Below are 18360 nucleotides of genomic sequence, written 5' to 3' on the forward strand. Positions count from 1 at the left end.
TCACATTTCTGTTATCGGGCGATGCCCTGCTGATGAACTAATACAATTCCCGTGCCAAGTTTTTATCTTATTGATTTATATGATTGTGGTTGATTTTACACCACGGACATCCTACTCTCACCTGGTGAATATCGCTAACGAGTGGTTAATTTCATCATGGCTGATTACAAAGACAATTTACTGGGCGAAGCGAACAGTTTTCTTGAGGTGCTGGAGCAGGTTTCGCGCCTGGCCCCGCTCAATAAGCCGGTACTGATAATCGGTGAGCGCGGCACCGGGAAGGAGCTTATCGCCAACCGTCTGCATTATCTGTCCGGGCGATGGGACGGGCCGTTTATCTCCTTAAACTGCGCGGCGCTGAACGAGAATTTGCTGGATACGGAGCTGTTCGGCCATGAGGCCGGGGCCTTTACCGGCGCGCAAAAACGCCACCCCGGACGTTTTGAGCGTGCAGACGGCGGGACGTTGTTTCTTGATGAACTGGCCACCGCCCCAATGCTGGTGCAGGAAAAACTGCTGCGCGTGATTGAGTACGGCGAGCTGGAGCGCGTGGGCGGCAGCCAGCCGTTGCAGGTGAATGTGCGCCTGGTGTGCGCCACCAATGCCAATTTGCCGGAAATGGTGGCGGAGGAGAAATTCCGCGCGGATCTTCTCGATCGTCTGGCCTTTGACGTGGTGCAGCTCCCGCCCTTGCGCGAGCGCCGCAGCGATATCATGCTGCTGGCCGAGCAGTTCGCCATTCAGATGTGCCGCGAGCTGGGAATGCCGCTGTTCCCCGGCTTTAGCGATTATGCGCGGGAAACGCTGCTGGACTACCGCTGGCCGGGCAATATTCGTGAACTGAAAAACGTCGTGGAGCGCTCCGTGTATCGCCACGCCAGCAGTGAGACTGAGCTGGATAACATTATTATCGATCCCTTTTACCGCGCCGCGCCGACAAAGCCAGAACCGACGCCGCACGCCGATACCCCTTCTCTGCCCCTCGATTTGCGCCAGTTTCAGCACAAACAGGAACACCAGTTGCTCGAACTGAGCCTGAAAGAGGCAAAATATAACCAGAAGCAGGCAGCCGAACTGCTGGGTCTGACCTACCATCAATTAAGGGCATTGCTCAAAAAGCATCAAATGCGCTGACATTATCGGCACTTACCTGCAGACATTTTTACGAATCAGGGGTAAGTGCGATACACTTTGCAGATCGAATCTTAAAACCCTGAAAATTATGCGTCTGGTTTTATCGTCCCTGATTGCACTCGGTCTGTTTAGCCGCCTGGTCTTTGCTGCGCCCGAACAGACTGCGCTTCCTGATATTCGCGACAGTGGTTTTGTCTATTGCGTGAACGGGCAAGTCGACACCCTGAACCCACAAAAAGCAGGCAGCGGCCTGATTGTCGACACCCTCGCCGCACAGCTTTACGATCGCCTGCTCGATGTTGACCCTTATACCTACCGCCTGGTGCCGGAACTTGCCGAGAGCTGGGAAGTGCTTGATAACGGCGCAACCTACCGTTTCCATCTGCGCGACGACGTGGCGTTTCAGTCGACGCCGTGGTTTAAACCGACCCGTAAGCTGAACGCCGATGATGTGGTGTTTACCTTCCAGCGTATTTTTAACCGCAATCACCCGTGGCATAACGTCAACGGCGGCAGTTTCCCCTATTTCGACAGCCTGCAGTTTGCCGATACGGTTAAAGACGTGCGTAAGCTGGACAGCCGGACGGTGGAGTTTCGTCTGGTGCGCCCTGACGCCTCTTTCTTATGGCACCTGGCTACCCACTATGCGTCGGTCATGTCGGCGGAGTACGCCGATAAGCTGACAAAAGTGGATCATCAGGAGCTGCTCGACCGCCAGCCGGTCGGTACGGGTCCGTTCCAGATGGCGGAATACCGGGCTGGTCAGTATATTCGGTTACAACGTCACGAACACTTCTGGCGCGGCACGCCGCTGATGCCGCAGGTGGTGGTCGATCTCGGCTCCGGCGGGACGGGCAGATTGTCCAAGCTGCTGACCGGCGAATGCGATGTACTCGCGTGGCCTGCCGCCAGCCAGCTGACGATACTGCGCGACGATCCGCGCTTACGTCTGACCCTGCGCCCCGGTATGAATATCGCTTATCTGGCCTTTAATACGGACAAGCCGCCGCTGAATAACCCCGCCGTGCGTCACGCCCTCGCACTGGCGATCAATAACCAGCGTCTGATGCAGTCCATTTATTACGGTACCGCTGAAACGGCGGCGTCGATTCTGCCGCGTGCGTCCTGGGCCTATGACAACGAAGCGAAAATTACCGAATACGATCCGGCTAAAGCGCGCGAGCAGCTCAAGGCGCTGGGCGCGACCAACCTCACGTTGCAGCTTTGGGTCCCGACCAGTTCGCAGGCGTGGAACCCGAGTCCATTAAAAACGGCGGAGCTGATCCAGGCGGATATGGCTCAGATCGGCGTGAAAGTGGTGATAGTCCCTGTCGAAGGCCGCTTCCAGGAGGCGCGTCTGATGGATATGAATCACGATCTGACGCTCTCTGGCTGGTCGACGGACAGTAACGATCCCGACAGTTTCTTCCGCCCGCTGCTGAGCTGTGCCGCTATTCGTTCCCAGACCAACTACGCTCACTGGTGTAACCGTGAATTTGACACGGTGCTGCAAAAAGCGTTGTCGTCCCAGCAACTGGCCTCGCGTATAGAGGCGTATGACGAAGCGCAGAACATCCTGGCCCGCGAACTGCCGGTGTTACCGCTGGCCTCTTCTCTGCGATTGCAGGCCTATCGCTATGATATTAAAGGTCTGGTGCTCAGCCCATTCGGCAACGCTTCGTTCGCAGGCGTGTCGCGTGAGAAACAAGATGAGGTGAAAAAACCATGATTATTTTTACCTTACGCCGTCTGTTGCTGCTGGCAGTGACGCTGTTTTTTCTGACCTTTATCGGCTTCAGCCTGAGCTATTTCACGCCCCATGCCCCGCTGCAGGGATCGTCCTTCTGGGATGCCTGGATGTTCTGGTTTAACGGCGTTTTGCACTGGGACTTTGGTGTCTCCAGCATTAACGGCCAGCTGATCTCTGAGCAGCTGAAAGAGGTGTTCCCGGCGACCATGGAGCTGTGTATTCTGGCCTTTGGTTTTGCTCTGCTGGTGGGCATTCCTGTGGGGATGCTGGCGGGGATCACTCGCAATAAATGGCAGGATAAGCTGATCAGTGCCCTCGCGCTGCTTGGCTTCTCGATTCCGGTATTCTGGCTGGCGCTGCTGCTGACGCTGTTCTTCTCTCTGACGCTGGGCTGGCTGCCGGTCTCGGGCCGCTTTGATCTGCTGTATACCGTCAAAACCGTCACCGGATTTGCGATTATCGACGCCTGGCTTTCTGACTCCGTCTGGCGTCACGAAATGATCATCAGTACCCTGCGCCACATGGTTCTGCCGGTGCTGACGCTGGCGGTCGCGCCAACCACGGAAGTGATTCGCCTGATGCGCACCAGCACTATCGATGTGTTTGAGCAAAACTACGTGAAAGCGGCTGCCACTCGTGGCCTCTCTCGCCTGACGGTTTTACGTCGTCACGTCCTGCATAACGCCCTTCCGCCGGTTATTCCGCGCCTGGGGCTGCAATTCTCCACCATGCTGACCCTGGCGATGATTACCGAAATGGTGTTCAGTTGGCCGGGTCTGGGCCGCTGGATGATCAACGCCATTCGTCAGCAAGACTATGCGGCGATATCTGCCGGTGTGATGGTGATCGGTTCGTTGGTCATTATCGTGAACGTGATTTCTGACATTTTGGGTGCTATGGCCAACCCGCTGAAACATAAGGAATCGTATGCCTTACGATAGCGTATACCGGGAGAAGCGCACGCCCGGCGTAGTCCGTACCGTATGGCGCAAATTCTACGGCGACACCACAGCGATGATCGGTTTGTACGGCTGTGGCGGCCTGGCGCTGCTCTGTATTTTTGGCGGCTGGTTTGCCCCTTACGGGCTTGATCAGCAGTTCCTCGGCTATCAGTTGTTACCACCGTCGTGGTCGCGCTACGGCGAAGTGTCGTTCTTCCTGGGCACGGACGATTTAGGTCGCGATGTGCTGAGTCGCCTGTTAAGTGGCGCGGCCCCGACCGTCGGCGGCGCGTTCGTCGTCACGTTCGCCGCGACCTTCTTTGGCCTGGCGCTCGGGGTGTTTGCGGGCGCCACACACGGCCTGCGTTCGGCGGTGCTGAACCATATTCTCGATACCCTGCTGTCGATCCCGTCTCTGCTGCTGGCGATTATCGTGGTGGCGTTCGCCGGGCCGCACCTGTCCCATGCGATGTTTGCCGTCTGGCTGGCGCTGCTGCCGCGCATGGTGCGCTCGGTTTACAGCATGGTGCATGATGAGCTGGAAAAAGAGTACGTGGTGGCGGCGCGTCTTGACGGCGCCACTACGCTGAATATTTTGTGGTTCGCGGTGATGCCGAATATCGCCTCGGGACTGGTGACCGAAATCACCCGCGCCCTGTCGATGGCGATTCTGGATATTGCCGCGCTCGGTTTTCTCGATCTCGGCGCGCAGCTGCCCTCGCCTGAATGGGGGGCAATGCTCGGTGATGCGCTCGAACTGATCTATGTCGCGCCGTGGACGGTGATGCTGCCCGGTGCCGCCATTATGGTGAGCGTGCTGCTGATCAACCTGCTGGGCGACGGTATTCGCCGCGCAATTAATGCGGGGGTGCAATAATGCCGTTACTTGATATCCGCAATCTGACCATTGAATTTAAGACCGGCGAAGGCTGGGTGAAAGCGGTCGACCGCATCAGTATTACCCTGGCCGAGGGTGAAATCCGTGGGCTGGTGGGCGAATCCGGTTCAGGTAAAAGCCTTATCGCAAAAGCAATCTGCGGCGTCGCCAAAGATAACTGGCGCGTGACCGCAGACCGTATGCGTTTTGACGATATCGATCTCCTGCGCCTGTCGCCTCGCGAACGGCGCAAGCTGGTGGGTCATAACGTGTCGATGATCTTCCAGGAGCCGCAGTCGTGTCTCGATCCATCGGAACGCGTCGGGAAACAGCTGATGCAGAATATCCCTGGCTGGACCTATAAAGGCCGCTGGTGGCAGCGTGTCGGCTGGCGTAAACGCCGCGCGATTGAGCTGCTGCACCGCGTGGGGATTAAAGACCATAAAGATGCGATGCGCAGTTTCCCTTACGAGCTGACGGACGGTGAGTGCCAGAAGGTGATGATCGCCATTGCGCTTGCCAATCAGCCGCGCCTGCTGATCGCCGATGAACCGACCAACGCCATGGAGCCGACCACCCAGGCGCAGATTTTCCGCCTGCTGTCGCGTCTGAATCAGAACAACAACACCACCATTCTGCTCATCAGCCATGACCTGCAGATGCTGAGCAAATGGGCGGACAAGATCGACGTGATGTACTGCGGTCAGACGGTAGAAACGGCCATCAGTGAAGATTTGGTGACGACGCCGCACCATCCGTATACCCAGGCGCTGATTCGCGCGATCCCGGATTTTGGCAGCGCAATGCCCCATAAAAGCCGACTGAACACCCTGCCGGGCGCCATCCCGCTGCTGGAGTCGCTGCCCATTGGCTGCCGACTCGGCCCTCGCTGTCCGTACGCCCAGCGCGAATGCATTGAAACGCCTCGTCTGACTGGCGCGAAAAACCATCTGTACGCCTGTCATTTCCCGCTGAACATGGAGAGAGAGTAAATGGTCGAAACGTTGCTGGAAGTTCGCAACCTGAGTAAGACCTTTCGCTATCGCACGGGGCTGTTTCATCGTCAAACTGTCGAAGCGGTGAAGCCTCTCAGCTTTACCCTGCGCGAGAAGCAGACCCTGGCGATTATCGGCGAAAACGGCTCGGGGAAATCTACGCTCGCGAAGATGCTGGCGGGGATGGTCGAGCCGACGGCGGGTGATGTTCTGATCGACGACCATTTTCTGTCATTTGGCGACTATTCGTTCCGCAGTCAGCGTATTCGTATGATTTTCCAGGACCCGTCGACGTCGCTCAATCCGCGTCAGCGTATCTCGCAGATTCTGGATTTCCCGCTGCGACTGAATACCGATCTGGAGCCAGAAGAGCGGCGTAAACGTATTATCGAAACGCTGCGCATGGTCGGCCTACTGCCCGACCACGTCAGCTATTATCCGCACATGCTGGCACCGGGGCAGAAACAGCGTCTTGGGCTTGCGCGCGCGTTGATCCTGCGCCCGAAGGTGATTATCGCCGACGAAGCGCTGGCATCACTCGATATGTCGATGCGTTCACAGCTCATCAACCTGATGCTTGAATTGCAGGAGAAACAGGGTATTTCGTATATCTATGTGACCCAGCATTTAGGAATGATGAAACACATCAGCGACCAGGTGCTGGTAATGCATCAGGGTGAAGTGGTGGAGCGCGGAAGCACCGCCGATGTGCTGGCCTCCCCGCTGCACGACCTGACCAAGCGCCTGATCGCCGGGCATTTCGGTGAGGCGCTGACGGCTGATGCCTGGCGCAAGGATAAATGACACCGGCCATATAAAGTGGTCGGATTAACTCTGAACGCGACACGTGCTATTATCGCCGCGTTTTAACGACGATCGCCACGATGAGAGGGCGTTCGCCATAACAATGAATATAAGGATCTAAGCTATGGGTTTTCTTTCCGGTAAGCGCATTCTGGTGACTGGCGTTGCCAGCAAACTGTCCATCGCCTACGGCATTGCACAGGCTATGCACCGCGAAGGCGCTGAGCTGGCGTTCACCTACCAGAACGACAAGCTGAAAGGCCGCGTTGAAGAGTTCGCCGCGCAGCTGGGTTCCAGCATCATTCTGGAATGCGACGTTGCACAAGACGAAAGCATCGATGGCATGTTTGCTGAGCTTTCAAAAGTCTGGCCGAAATTCGACGGCTTCGTTCACTCAATCGGTTTTGCACCGGGCGATCAGCTGGACGGCGACTACGTGAATGCGGTAACCCGTGAAGGCTTCAAAATCGCGCACGACATCAGCTCTTACAGCTTTGTGGCGATGGCTAAATCCTGCCGCACCATGCTGAACCCAGGCTCCGCTCTGCTGACCCTGTCTTACCTGGGTGCTGAGCGCGCTATCCCTAACTACAACGTGATGGGCCTGGCGAAAGCCTCTCTGGAAGCTAACGTGCGCTACATGGCGAACGCGATGGGTCCTGAAGGCGTGCGTGTTAACGGTATCTCTGCTGGCCCAATCCGTACGCTGGCGGCATCCGGTATCAAAGATTTCCGTAAAATGCTGGCGCATTGCGAAGCGGTTACGCCGATTCGTCGTACCGTCACCATCGAAGACGTGGGTAACTCCGCAGCCTTCCTGTGCTCTGACCTCTCTGCGGGTATTTCCGGCGAAGTGGTTCACGTTGACGGCGGTTTCAACATCGCAGCAATGAACGAGCTGGAAATCAAATAAGTGTTTCACTCTCTTCCCTCACGGGAAGAGAGTTTTTCTCCCGCCAGAACCGCTTTTTTCCCGTCGTTATTCCGTTCTGCTATTTGTTATCACCTAACAATATTTTTCGCACTGAAAGCCATGCGCCAGGATATTGATCGCCATTTGAGATCAAGGAACGCACATGGAACAACGCCGCTTTACCGGCAAAGGCCACTGGTATCACGAGACCCAGACAAATCACTGTCGGGATGATGTTTTGCCGCTGGTTCCCGAGGCCGCTCATGTCGACGATCGTTTTCTGCTCGATTTAGCGTTGCCCACAGAGATTGTGACCCCGTGCGAAAGCTGGCTGAAACCGGCGCGTGCGCTGTGCGATTTACTGTTCCCGTTGCATATCGCGGTGAATCGCCTGCACACGCTCAGCGCCTATGACCGCCTGAGCACCGCGTTGACCGTGGCGCAGGCCTGTGGTGTTCAGCGACTGTGTAACCACTATGCCGCCCTGCTCGCCCCACTTCCCGGCCCTGACTCCTCACGTGAAAGTAATCAACGCCTCGCCCAAATCACCCAGTACTCCCGCCAGTTGGCCAGTTCGCCGGATATTATCGACGGCAAAGCGCAGCTGCAGCTCGATGAGGTCGGCCTGACGACCTACGACGTTATTGTCATCAACCAGATTATTGGCTTTATCGGTTTTCAGGCCCGCGTGGTAGCGGCATTTCAGGCAATGCTGGGGCACCCTGTGCGCTGGCTGCCTGGACACCATATTCCGCCGCATGCGCTGATTCCTGATGTGGATATGAATGCGTGGGAGCCGATTTTCCCGGGCGTAGAGTTACGCTACGCCACCGCTCAGCAGCTGGAATCGCTCTCCCGCTGGCAGGCAGAGCCACTGTTACGTGAGCTAACGCCAGTCCTGTGCCACGAACCGGCGCTGCTCGAATGCGTGGGTGAATTCCTGCAAAGCGATATGTACGCGGCAAATTCGCGCTATGGCGCGCTGGCGTCTGTGCTTGCCGCGACCGAACTGTTGAGCCGCTCTCCCGATCGCTTTAGCGCCGCGCAATTTTCCCCTCTTATTGAAGAGGGTATTCCCGCCGCCGACGCCATCCATTTACTGACCTGGAGTGCTTTTTTGGGCTGGATCAACCGCCTGAAAATCGCCTTAAGCAAGGGCCAATAACCCTGCACAATCCCTAAATGCGCTTGCTGTAGCAGTGAGATTCGCGTAAAACTGTCAGCCGCTCAATGGCCACGAAAATAGAACACTATGCTTCAGGACAACCCGCTGCTAGCGCAGCTTAAACAGCAACTGCATTCCCAGACGCCACGTGCTGAAGGGGTGGTAAAAGCCACGGAAAAGGGCTTTGGCTTCCTGGAAGTCGATGCACAGAAAAGCTATTTCATCCCGCCTCCGCAGATGAAAAAAGTGATGCACGGCGATCGTGTGACGGCAGTGATTCACACCGAAAAAGATCGTGAATCCGCCGAGCCAGAAGAATTGATCGAACCTTTCCTGACCCGTTTTGTCGGTAAAGTGCATCGCAAAGACGATCGCCTGTCTATTGTGCCGGACCATCCGCTGCTCAAAGATGCTATCCCTTGCCGCGCAGAACGCGGCGTTGAACACGATTTTAAAGAAGGTGACTGGGCCGTTGCCCAGATGCGTCGCCATCCGCTGAAAGGCGATCGCGGTTTCTACGCAGAACTGACTCATTTTATTACCTACAGCGACGATCATTTCGTGCCGTGGTGGGTAACGCTTGCCCGTCATAATCTGGAAAAAGAGGCGCCAAACGGCGTTGCGACCGAGATGATGGATGAAGGCCTGGCGCGTCGCGATCTGACCGCCCTGAACTTTGTCACTATCGACAGCGCCAGCACCCAGGATATGGATGATGCGCTGTATATCGAAGAAGGCAGTGACGACAAACTGCACCTGACCGTCGCGATTGCCGATCCGACCGCCTGGATTGCTGAAGGCAGCAAGCTGGACGACTCAGCGAAAATTCGCGCGTTCACTAACTATTTGCCGGGCTTCAATATCCCGATGCTGCCGCGTGAACTTTCCGACGATCTCTGCTCTCTTCGTCCGAACGAAGTCCGCCCGGTACTCGCCTGTCGCATGACCGTTGCCGCAGACGGCACGATTGAAGACGATATCGAATTCTTCGCCGCGACCATCGAATCCAAAGCGAAGCTAGCGTATGACGATGTCTCCGACTGGCTGGAGAACACCGGCAGCTGGAAACCGGAAAGCGAAGCGATTGCTCAGCAAATTACCCTGCTGCAGCGCCTCTGCCTGAGCCGTGGCGAATGGCGTAAAACCCATGCGCTGGTGTTTAAAGATCGTCCGGATTACCGCTTTGTACTGGGCGAAAAAGGCGAAGTGCTGGATATCGTTGCTGAACCGCGTCGTATCGCCAACCGCATCGTTGAAGAGTCGATGATTGCCGCCAACATTTGTGCCGCCCGTGTGCTGCGCGACAAATTAGGCTTTGGCATTTACAACGTTCATACCGGTTTTGATCCGGCGAACACCGAAGCGCTGGCTGCCCTGCTGAAAACGCATGACGTACACGTCGATCCGCAGGAAGTGCTGACGCTGAACGGCTTCTGCAAACTGCGCCGTGAACTGGACGCACAGCCGTCTGGTTTCCTCGACAGCCGCATCCGTCGCTTCCAGTCCTTCGCCGAAATCAGCACCGAGCCTGGCCCGCACTTTGGCCTCGGTCTCGACGCTTACGCGACCTGGACCTCACCGATTCGTAAATACGGCGACATGGTGAACCACCGTCTGCTGAAAGCGATCATCAAGGGTGAAACCATCGCCCGTCCGCAGGAAGAGACAACCATCCAGATGGCAGAGCGTCGCCGCCTGAACCGCATGGCTGAACGCGATGTCGGTGACTGGCTGTATGCACGCTTCCTGAATGATAAAGCCGGAACGGAGACCCGTTTCGCGGCAGAGATCATTGACGTTAGCCGCGGCGGTATGCGCGTGCGTCTGGTGGACAATGGCGCCGTTGCCTTTATCCCTGCCCCGTTCCTGCATGCGGTTCGCGATGAGCTGACCTGCAGCCAGGAAAATGGCGCGGTGCAGATCAAAGGTGAGACGGTTTACAAGGTCACCGATGTGATTGATGTCAATATTGCAGAAGTGCGCATGGAAACCCGCAGTATTATCGCGCGCCCTGTTGCCTGATAAGCCTTAAATATGTCGGCGGTTTCTTTTTGGGAACGCCGACATTTTTCTTCCCTTGCTAAATCGTGTATTCATCACTTTTTCTTAATATATTCCTCTCGAAGCCCACAAAAACAATCACAATTATCTACAGTAAAAGAAGACCGTCATCTTTGGTTACGGGAATTTTTATCCACGTGTATCCTTTTTATCACTTCTCGTTTTAATATAAGAATGTAGGGAAAAACAATAAGTTCAGCTCGGTTATGCCGCTGTGTCACTACGGAAAAGTCGAATGCAAATGCATAATTTTGCGCCATTGAGCAGGTCCGGGAGAAAACATGATTGACGATCTGGAGCATAATTTGCTGTTTCGTTACATGGGCACACACAGTCCCTGGTGGCGTCTTACAGCGGACAGTAATGCTCTCCATCTCGCCGCCAGTGAAAACTCGGACACGACCCAGGTCATCGCCTTAAGCGACGATCAAGCAGAACTGATTCGTCAGCTCACCGTTATTACTTCCAGCATCACCCTGACCCTTTCTCTGTACGGCACCGATGTTCCCGTCCATCTGGTGGGTCGCAAAATCAACAAAAAAGAGTGGGCCGGCACGGCCTCTGCCTGGAACGACACCCCTTCCGTCGCGCGCGACCTGGTGCAGGGGTTATCCTTTGCCGAACAGGTGGTTTCTGAAGCAAACTCGGTAATTGTGATCCTCGATCAGCAGGGCAATATTCAGCGCTTTAATCGTCTGAGCGAAGAATATACCGGCATGAAAGAGCAGGAAGTGATCGGGCAAAACGTCTTTAAACTGTTCATGAGCCGCAGCGAAGCGGCAGCATCTAAACGAAATATTTCCGGTTTTTTCCGTAACGGCAGTTCTTACGAAGTCGAGCGCTGGATCAAGACCCGAAAAGGCCAACGATTGTTTCTGTTCAGAAACAAATTCGTCCACAGCGGCAGCGGGAAAAATGAAATTTTTCTTATCTGTTCCGGCACGGATATCACTGAAGAACGCCGCGCGCAGGAGCGTCTGCGCGTGCTGGCCAATACCGACACCATTACCGGCCTCCCCAACCGCAACGCCATTCATGAACTTATCAGCGACGCGATCGATACGCGCGGCGAGGCTCAGGTCGGCGTGGTGTATCTTGATCTCGATAACTTTAAAAAAGTGAACGATGCCTACGGGCATATGTTTGGCGATCAGCTGCTGCAGGCGGTCGCCCTGGCGATTTTAAGCTGTCTGGAAGAGGGTCAGGTGCTGGCGCGTCTCGGGGGCGATGAGTTTATCGTGCTGGCGACCAACACCTCACAAAGCACCCTTGAGGCGATGGCTTCGCGCATCCTGACGCGTCTGCGCCAGCCCTTCCGCATCGGTCTTATCGAAATCTACACCGGCTGTTCGCTGGGGATCTCCCTGGCGCCGCAGCACGGCACCGATCGCGAGAGCATTATTCGCAACGCCGATACGGCGATGTACACGGCCAAAGAGAGCGGCCGCGGTAAGTTCTGCGTCTTCTCGCCAGAAATGAACCAGCGGGTATTCGAATATCTGTGGCTGGATACCAACCTGCGCAAAGCGCTGGATAACGATCAGCTGCTGATTCACTACCAGCCGAAAATCACCTGGCGGGGCGAAGTGCGTAGCCTCGAAGCGCTGGTGCGCTGGCAGTCGCCAGAGCGCGGGCTGATTCCGCCGCTGGAGTTTATCTCCTACGCCGAAGAGTCGGGGCTGATTGTTCCCCTCGGGCGCTGGGTCATGCTCGACGTGGTGCGTCAGGTCGCGAAATGGCGTGATAAAGGTATCAACCTGCGGGTGGCGGTGAACGTCTCTGCGCGACAGCTCGCGGACCAGACGATATTCAGCGATCTCAAGCAGGCGCTGAAAGATCTTCATTTCGAATACTGCCCGATTGATGTGGAACTGACGGAAAGCTGCCTGATTGAAAACGAGGAGCTGGCACTATCGGTAATCCAACAGTTCAGTCAGTTGGGGGCACAAATTCACCTTGATGACTTTGGCACCGGGTATTCCTCCCTGTCCCAGCTGGCCCGCTTCCCGATTGACGCCATTAAGCTCGACCAGGTGTTTGTGCGCGATATCCATAAGCAGTCGATTTCACAGTCGCTGGTGCGCGCCATTGTGGCCGTGGCTCAGGCGCTGAATTTACAAGTCATCGCGGAAGGTGTGGAGAGTGCGAAAGAAGACGCCTTTCTGACCAAGAACGGCGTCAACGAACGGCAGGGTTTTCTGTTTGCTAAGCCGATGCCCGCTGCCGCATTCGAGCGCTGGCTCAAGCGTTATCAGGCGAAAAAAATGCGTTAACTGGCTTTGCGCATGCCCGCCGCATTATGACGGTTTTGCAGCATCACCAGACGTTCCATATAAGCAATGTCTTTCGACTCCAGGCAGAACGCCGCATCCACCCAGTCCTCAGTGATATCCATTAATTCACTGCGTGGCAGCCGCAACACACGCTGACGGGCGCGAAGCATTGCCCGAACGCCGTTCAGCTTCGGCTGTAAGGTATCGATGAACGTGCGTGTCGATACGTATCCCTGCCCCGGCTCAAACAGCACATCCACCAGACCAAACTGCTCGTGCCACTCCGCCGTGTGCGACTCACCTCGGTAGATCAACTCCTCGGCCAGCTTCATACCTGCGCGGCGAGCGACCAGCGAATATCCGCCCATGCCGGGGAACAGGTTAAACGCAATTTCCGGAAAGCCCAGCCGCGCATCGCGCTGCGCCAGCACAAAATGGTGTGCCAGCGCGGCCTCAAATCCCCCGCCGAGCGCGCTGCCCTCCACCATCGCCAGCGTGATAGCGCCTGTATCAAACCCGCGCGACGCCGCGTGAACGCAATCGACGCAGGCGCGAGCGTAGGCGCGCAACGCTTCGCGGCGTCCGTTTTGAATGCACTCCACAAAGAAACGTAAATCCCCTCCCGTGTTGTACATATCCGGAACCAGTGAGCCGGTAACCCAGAAGTCGACGGCAAAACCAGATTGCCGCACCAGCCACGACATATTCATGATCTCCTCAATTAATGCGTGATTAAAGCAAGGACGCGGCTGGGCGCGTAGCAGCATCCACACGGTGCGCCGTTCCTCCTCGTAATAGCCTGCGAGTTGGGTAAAACGTTCAGGATCGGTGAACAGTTTGCAGGTTGCTTGGTTGATGACTGTCATAGTCTAATTCCTCATATAAAAAAGCGCCTTGCGCGCAGTTTTAGACTAATCCACCACCCAACTCGTCTGTATGCGGAGGGATAAATTTATCACTTTCATTTATGTAATTTGGTTAGTGCATTTTTTCCCTTCTCTTTTGGAAGCAATTTCTGCATCATTGAAATTATTAACTTTTCGTTCTGAGGGTGAGATGATGTCTGAAGTTGACGCGCAGAGAGTGGCACAACGTATTGATACGGTGCTGGATATTCTGGTCGCTGGCGATTACCACTCCGCGATCCGTAATCTTGAGATCCTGAAATCTGAATTACTGGCGCAGAACGGTATGGGCCATTCGTCCGATCCCGACCCGTCTAAAGCCCCCTGGGAAGTGTAACCTTTACCCCTTTTTCGTTTTGTCGTACTTTCAACCCGCGGCGCTCGCCGCGTTTATATGGATGCTATGAATTCCCGACAACAAATCATTCTGCAGATGGTGATCGATAAAGGACGCGTAAGTGTCGTCGAGCTGGCCAAAACGACCGGCGTTTCAGAGGTCACTATTCGTCAGGATCTGAATCTGCTTGAAAAACAGAGTTATCTGCGCCGTGCTCACGGTTACGCCGTACCGCTGGACAGTGAAGACGTTGAAACGCGCATGATGACCAATTTCGCGCTAAAACGTGAACTGGCGGAGTTTGCCGCCTCGCTGGTCAACAACGGTGAAACCGTGTTTATCGAGAACGGCAGCAGCAACGCCCTGCTGGCCCGCACGCTCGCGGAGCTGAAAGACATCACGATCATTACCGTGAGCAGCTATATCGCCCATCTGCTGAAAGAGACGCGATGCGAGGTGATTCTGCTGGGCGGTATCTACCAGAAAAAAAGCGAAAGCATGGTCGGGCCGCTGACGCGTCAGTATGTTCAGCAGGTTCACTTCAGCAAGGCCTTTATTGGGATTGACGGCTGGCAGCCGGAAACCGGCTTTACCGGCCGCGATATGATGCGTTCCGATGTGGTAAACGCGGTTCTGGAAAAAGGCTGTGAAGCCATTGTGCTGACAGATAGCTCGAAATTTGGCGCGGTGCATCCCTATATGATGGGGCCGATCTCCCGCTTCAACCGTGTCATTACCGATGACCGTCTGAGCGATGCGCACCGCGAGCAACTGCAGCGCGATGGCCTGACCGTCGATATCGTCAAACACTCTGTCTGACGCTCACCTGCGCCCGTCTTCTCGGGCGCATAGCCTATTCTGGCATCTGAGATAATTCTGAACATCCCTTTAAGATTATTTACCTGTCGTTTCGATACCAACAACTTAAAATTACTATTAGCGATATAACAGGAAGTGACTATCACCTGCGTGATTGTGTAACACCTGCGCGACCAGGTTTCACGGAATATGACGCTGAAGTATTCTTTTGACTATACTTACAGATAGCTTATTTCCGTGAATCAATAATTCAGGAGAAAGTATGATGAATTTAACCAGCAAAAAATTAGCCGCAGCTGTTTTGGCAGTAACCCTCGCAATGTCTCTGAGCGCATGTTCTAACTGGTCTAAACGTGACCGTAACACCGCGATCGGGGCAGGTGCCGGTGCTCTCGGTGGTGCAGTCTTAACCGATGGTAGCACGCTGGGTACATTAGGTGGTGCCGCCGTAGGTGGTGTTATCGGCCATCAGGTCGGTAAATAAGATATATTAAATAGCCACTGTTTGATTTGATTAATTCAGAACGCAATTTTCTGACTTACGCACCAAGAAAAAAGCCACGGTAAATACCGTGGCTTATTATTTTAGCCGCCTGCCAGTTTGACTTTCATCCCTTTGGCTTCGAGCAGGGTTTTAATTAACTCGCGGTTGTCGCCCTGAATTTCGATTACGCCGTCTTTGACCGCGCCACCGCATCCGCATCGCTTTTTCAGCTCTGCGGCCAGTTTTGCCAGCGCTGCGTCATCCTCGTCAATGCCGGTGATCAGGCAGACGCCTTTGCCCTTACGACCACTGGTCTGACGCTGGATACGCACAATGCCATCGCCCTTCGGACGCTGCACGGCCACTTTTGGCTCATCGATACGGCCACTGTCCGTCGAATAGACCAGACGGCTGTTAGAGTCGCTCATTACGCCCCCTTACCCAAAGATGCATTAATTGCTTTTAAGGTTAGCGCCGGATCGGCAGATTGCGTGACCGGACGACCAATCACCATGTAGTCAACGCCTGCCGCCAGCGCCTGCTCTGGCGTCATGATACGGCGCTGATCGCCCGCATCACTGCCCTCAGGACGAATGCCCGGGGTAACCAGTTTGAATGCCTGCCCCAGTTCAGCTTTGAAACGCACGGCTTCCTGAGCGGAACAGACCACGCCATCCAGCCCGCAATTTTGCGTCAGGCGCGCCAGGCGTTCAGCGTGCTCGGCCGGTGACAACGTCACGCCCAGATCACGTAAATCACTCGCTTCCATACTGGTAAGTACGGTAACGGCAATCAGCAGCGGTGCGTCTTTGCCAAACGGCACCAGCGCTTCGCGAGCGGCGGTCATCATTCGCGCCCCACCTGATGCATGAACGTTCACCATCCAGACGCCCAGTTCAGCCGCAGCTGCTACCGCGTGGGCAGTGGTGTTTGGGATGTCATGGAATTTCAGGTCGAGAAAGACCTCGAAGCCACGCTGTTGCAGGTCGCGCACGATTTGCGGTCCAAACAGGGTGAACATCTCTTTGCCGACTTTCAGACGGCAGTCGCGTGGGTCGATGCGATCGACAAACGCGAGTGCGCTGTCACGATTGTTATAGTCGAGTGCAACAACAACAGGAGATTCGGTAACTACGCGGGAAAAAGAGGATGCAACAGACGTCATGACCAGCCCTTTTCGTCTATGGGCGCCGCAGCGGCGCGGGATAGATAAACGGCGAGCATTCTACCTGTCGGCGCCAGAAATTGACAGAATCGATTTACCATCCTGCCTGACGGCAGATTGCACGGAGTTTAACAGATCATAAAACCTAAAGAGTATGTTGTAACTAATATGCAGTGTTTTAAAAAATTACTGCCCGTCCAGACCGCGTATCGGCTTAATGGTTGACCAGGCGCGGCAAGAAGGACAATGCCAGTAGAGCGTATAGGCGGTGAATCCGCATTTTGAGCAGCGATAGCGCGGCTTGCTGCGCACCTGTTCGCCAACCATGTCACGCAGCACCATCAGGCTCTCTTTCGCGCGCCCTTCTTCCGCATCGTTCAGATGGTAGTCCATCAGCTTGTGGAAGACGCGCATGGTCGGGTGACGCTGCAGCTGACGGGTGATATAGACCTGGGCGGTATCGTTGCCTTCGTGCTGCTCCACGACATCCGCCAGCATCAGTTCCGCCGTCGCACCAGTGTTCTCTTCAACGCAGCGACGTAAGAAGCTCACCCACTCATCCGGACGCCCAAGCTGCTGATAACAGGTTTGCAGCATTTCCAGAGTTTCACTGACCAGCTCTTTATCCTGATCGATCACCCGCAAAAGGCATTCGACGGCTTTGCCAAACTCGCCTTTCGCCATGAACACGCGCCCCATCATAATGGAGATACGTGCGCTGTTACGATCGGCAGACGCGCCCTTTTTCAGCAGCGACATGGCTTTGTCCATATCATCGCTACCCATCTGCTGTAAGGCCAACTCACAGTAGAAATGGGCGATTTCAACGCGCTGGTTGTCTTTCCCGAGCTTCACCAGGCGTTCTGCGGTATCGATGGCTTTTTGCCAGTCGCTGGTTGCCTGATAAATTTGCAGGAGTTGCTGTAAAGCGCTGATGCGAAAATCGGTTTCATCGACCAGCTGACTGAACATGTCTTCAGCGCGATCGTAAAGGCCGGCGGCCATGTAATCACGGCCCAGTTGTTGGACTGCGAGCAGACGTTGATCGTAGGTGAGAGAGGCGCTTTCCATCAATGTCTGGTGGATGCGAATGGCGCGATCGACCTCGCCACGCGAGCGGAACAGGTTTCCGAGGGTGAGATGCGCCTCAACGGTACCGGTGTCCTCTTTTAACATGTCGAGGAACAGGTCTACCGCTTTATCCTGTTGGTTGCTCAGAAGGAAGTTAACCCCCGCCACATAGTCACGGGAAAGCCGGTTTGCCTCGTCCTGCTTATTTTGTTGCGCACTTCTGCGGCCCATATACCAGCCATAGGCTGCGGCTACAGGCAAAAGCAGAAACAACAACTCCAGCATATTCGTTTATTCCTTCACGACCGGCACACCAGTATTTACCGGCACGTCGCTCACAGGCGCAATTTGATTTTCAAGACGTTTGATTTTACGTTCGGCGCGCGCCAGAGAAACACGAACTTTCAGCCAGAACAGGCCACAAACCAGCCAGCCGATGATAAAACCCGCGGCGAATAAAACAGCAAGCAAGCTCGATACGCGATACTCGCCCTGCGCCAGCAGGTAGTTGAATGTCACCAGTTGATCGTTTTGCGCACCCAGCGTGACCGAAATAACAAAAATCGCTAACACCAGTAAGAATATGAGTAGATATTTCACATGACGTCCCGTTATGTGGTTTAAGCGAATAAAGTCTGTTCAACTCGCCGCAATCAGCCTTATAAA

General features: G+C 55.1%; 18 protein-coding genes. 13 read left to right on the forward strand and 5 right to left on the reverse strand.

Translation table 11 applies throughout. The features are described 5' to 3' along the window. The first annotated feature begins 141 nt into the window (after window positions 1-141). The 10 genes from pspF (at window position 142) to pdeR (ending at window position 12913) form a co-directional block, all read left to right on the forward strand. Entirely contained in the window at window positions 142-1134 is a 993-nt protein-coding gene (gene pspF / locus ACB496_RS11245; RefSeq protein ID WP_164971786.1) for a phage shock protein operon transcriptional activator, read from the forward strand. Window positions 1135-1222: 88 nt separating this feature from the next. Further along, window positions 1223-2863: an ABC transporter substrate-binding protein SapA gene (sapA, locus tag ACB496_RS11250; protein ID WP_100779989.1), complete on the forward strand. Its 1641-nt coding sequence runs from the start codon at window positions 1223-1225 to the stop codon at window positions 2861-2863. Next, the gene (sapB, locus tag ACB496_RS11255; RefSeq protein WP_102103837.1) at window positions 2860-3825 is read left to right on the forward strand and encodes a putrescine export ABC transporter permease SapB; all 966 of its coding nucleotides are present in this window, start codon (window positions 2860-2862) and stop codon (window positions 3823-3825) included. Before sapA ends, sapB begins: the two co-directional genes overlap by 4 nt. Continuing rightward, window positions 3812-4702: a putrescine export ABC transporter permease SapC gene (sapC, locus tag ACB496_RS11260; protein ID WP_100779987.1), complete on the forward strand. Its 891-nt coding sequence runs from the start codon at window positions 3812-3814 to the stop codon at window positions 4700-4702. Before sapB ends, sapC begins: the two co-directional genes overlap by 14 nt. Beyond that, a complete protein-coding gene (gene sapD, locus ACB496_RS11265) occupies window positions 4702-5694 on the forward strand; it encodes a peptide ABC transporter ATP-binding protein SapD (protein ID WP_102103838.1) in 993 nt (330 codons plus the stop codon). The genes sapC and sapD overlap by 1 nt, the downstream gene beginning before the upstream one ends. Then, window positions 5695-6501 (forward strand): putrescine export ABC transporter ATP-binding protein SapF, encoded by an 807-nt coding sequence (gene sapF / locus ACB496_RS11270; protein WP_100779985.1) that lies wholly within the window; start codon window positions 5695-5697, stop codon window positions 6499-6501. Window positions 6502-6625: 124 nt separating this feature from the next. Further along, window positions 6626-7414 carry an enoyl-ACP reductase FabI gene (fabI, locus tag ACB496_RS11275; protein WP_100779984.1) on the forward strand — a complete coding sequence of 263 codons (789 nt, stop codon included), beginning with the start codon at window positions 6626-6628 and terminating at the stop codon, window positions 7412-7414. Window positions 7415-7577: 163 nt separating this feature from the next. Beyond that, entirely contained in the window at window positions 7578-8579 is a 1002-nt protein-coding gene (locus ACB496_RS11280; RefSeq protein WP_371972529.1) for a CMD domain-containing protein, read from the forward strand. 87 nt (window positions 8580-8666) lie between these two features. Beyond that, window positions 8667-10601, forward strand: coding sequence for an exoribonuclease II (locus tag ACB496_RS11285; protein WP_100779982.1), 1935 nt, complete (start codon window positions 8667-8669; stop codon window positions 10599-10601). Window positions 10602-10921: 320 nt separating this feature from the next. Further along, entirely contained in the window at window positions 10922-12913 is a 1992-nt protein-coding gene (gene pdeR, locus ACB496_RS11290; RefSeq protein WP_100779981.1) for a cyclic di-GMP phosphodiesterase, read from the forward strand. Here the strand turns inward: pdeR and ACB496_RS11295 are convergent. Beyond that, on the reverse strand, window positions 12910-13779 hold the full coding sequence (locus tag ACB496_RS11295; RefSeq protein WP_102103841.1) for a crotonase/enoyl-CoA hydratase family protein: 870 nt from the start codon (window positions 13777-13779) through the stop codon (window positions 12910-12912). The genes pdeR and ACB496_RS11295 overlap by 4 nt on opposite strands. Window positions 13780-13972: 193 nt before the next feature. Here ACB496_RS11295 and ACB496_RS11300 point away from each other — a divergent pair, with 193 nt between their 5' ends. The 3 genes from ACB496_RS11300 (at window position 13973) to osmB (ending at window position 15458) form a co-directional block, all read left to right on the forward strand. Further along, entirely contained in the window at window positions 13973-14155 is a 183-nt protein-coding gene (locus ACB496_RS11300; protein WP_371975226.1) for a hypothetical protein, read from the forward strand. A 66-nt stretch (window positions 14156-14221) separates the two neighbouring features. Next, a complete protein-coding gene (locus ACB496_RS11305; protein ID WP_371972530.1) occupies window positions 14222-14974 on the forward strand; it encodes a DNA-binding transcriptional regulator YciT in 753 nt (250 codons plus the stop codon). A 265-nt stretch (window positions 14975-15239) separates the two neighbouring features. Then, window positions 15240-15458: an osmotically-inducible lipoprotein OsmB gene (gene osmB, locus ACB496_RS11310; protein WP_100780870.1), complete on the forward strand. Its 219-nt coding sequence runs from the start codon at window positions 15240-15242 to the stop codon at window positions 15456-15458. A gap of 101 nt (window positions 15459-15559) precedes the next feature. Here the strand turns inward: osmB and yciH are convergent, their stop codons facing one another. From yciH to ACB496_RS11330, 4 genes are all read right to left on the reverse strand, one after another. Continuing rightward, complete coding sequence (yciH, locus tag ACB496_RS11315; protein WP_123427728.1) at window positions 15560-15886, reverse strand: stress response translation initiation inhibitor YciH; 327 nt, start codon at window positions 15884-15886, stop codon at window positions 15560-15562. Continuing rightward, a complete protein-coding gene (gene pyrF, locus ACB496_RS11320; RefSeq protein WP_371972531.1) occupies window positions 15886-16623 on the reverse strand; it encodes an orotidine-5'-phosphate decarboxylase in 738 nt (245 codons plus the stop codon). The genes yciH and pyrF overlap by 1 nt, the downstream gene beginning before the upstream one ends. Window positions 16624-16809: 186 nt before the next feature. Further along, complete coding sequence (lapB, locus tag ACB496_RS11325) at window positions 16810-17979, reverse strand: lipopolysaccharide assembly protein LapB (RefSeq protein ID WP_100779975.1); 1170 nt, start codon at window positions 17977-17979, stop codon at window positions 16810-16812. 6 nt (window positions 17980-17985) lie between these two features. Continuing rightward, the gene (locus ACB496_RS11330) at window positions 17986-18294 is read right to left on the reverse strand and encodes a LapA family protein (protein WP_100779974.1); all 309 of its coding nucleotides are present in this window, start codon (window positions 18292-18294) and stop codon (window positions 17986-17988) included. Window positions 18295-18360: the final 66 nt, after the last annotated feature.

Source organism: Lelliottia nimipressuralis, assembly GCF_041464075.1.
GTDB classification, from domain to species: domain Bacteria; phylum Pseudomonadota; class Gammaproteobacteria; order Enterobacterales; family Enterobacteriaceae; genus Enterobacter; species Enterobacter nimipressuralis.